1 protein-coding gene and 1 pseudogene are annotated in these 1,256 nt (G+C 66.7%); one reads left to right on the top strand and one right to left on the bottom strand.

Annotated features, from left to right (window positions below; genetic code table 11):
- Positions 1 to 353: rhodanese-like domain-containing protein (locus PGX04_RS21385; RefSeq protein ID WP_273740356.1), on the top strand; the 353-nt coding region annotated here is incomplete at its 5' end.
- A gap of 390 nt (positions 354 to 743) precedes the next feature.
- Here PGX04_RS21385 and PGX04_RS21380 read toward each other — a convergent pair.
- Positions 744 to 1,256 (bottom strand): annotated as a pseudogene (locus PGX04_RS21380) (dihydrolipoamide dehydrogenase); the annotation flags it as partial.

Genomic DNA, 1,256 nt, shown 5'->3' with positions numbered 1-1,256 from the left:
ACGCCCTCGAGCGCGACGCCGTCTTCGTCGACACGCGCGAACGGGACGAGTTCGAGGAGGCCCGGTTGCCCGGCGCGGTGCGCTTCGACTGGCGCGAGGTCGTCGACGACGACACTCGGCGGCTGAAACCCGAGGGGGAACTCGAGGACCTGCTCGCCGAGCACGGGATCACCCCCGATCGGGAGATCGTCCTCTACTGCAACACCGCGCGGCGGATCAGTCACACCTACGTCGTCCTGAAAGCGCTGGGATACGAGAACGTCGCCTTCTACGAGGGGAGCCTGACGGAGTGGCTCGCCAACGACGGCGCGGTCGATAGCGGACCGGTTTCGGACGCTTCGACGGACGAGTAGGCGGCTGCTAACCGCTCGAAAGGAGCGTTCAGAGAAGGCGTGTTCTGTGGAGAGTAGATGAGAAGGAGTGTCCTGCTATTGCGGCAACAGGGGATCGCCACGCCCTCCCCAGTCGCCACGTCCTTCCCAGCCGATTCGTTCGGTCGCTCCGCTCCCTCATGCAGTGTCGGCGGCCGCCCTCACTGTCGTTCGGTCGGCCTGCTCACGGATCGATTCGCTCTCCGTCTGCTCACGGGTCTTCGACCCGTTCGCATGGTTCGCGGGACCTCCGGTCCCGCGCTATTCGCTTTCGAGGTACTCCCTTCCGGTCGCGCCTCGCAGACAGCGCGCGCCACCGCAATCTGGTTGGCTGGTCTGGAGCGAGACATCGCTTCCCTCTATCGAATCCCGTCAGTCCTCGCCGCTCACATCTCGCCAGTCTGGCGCCGTCGAGTATTTCGAGTCCGATAGCTCGTCGAAGGCCGCATAGACCACCTCGTTCAGCGCGGGGTGGACGTGGACCGGCTCCGCGACGTCGTCGACCGTGCCGCCGCCGTCCATCGCGACGACTACCTCGTGGAGCAGCGTCGGGGCCTGTGGCCCAACGATGTGACAGCCCAGAATCTCGCCGTCTGGCCCGGCGATGGCTTTGACGAAGCCGTCGTCGGCCTCGAGGATCATCCCCATCGGCGCGGTCCCGTAGGGGACGGTTACGGCCTCGTACTCGCGGTCTTCGTCCTCGAGTTCGCGCTCCGTTCGCCCGACGCTCGCGACCCGCGGGCTGGTGAAGATCGCGTGGGGCATCGCCTCGTAGTCGATCGTCTTCCCGGCATCGTCCAGCACGTTCGCCGCGACGACCGTCGACCCGTCGTCGGCCGCGTGCTTGAACGGCTGCTCGCCGAGGACGTCGCCGAGCGCCCAGAC

The sequence above is a fragment of the Natrinema soli genome (assembly GCF_028618695.1).
Note: the sequence above shows the minus strand (reverse complement) of the source record. Positions and strands in the feature narration are given on the sequence as shown.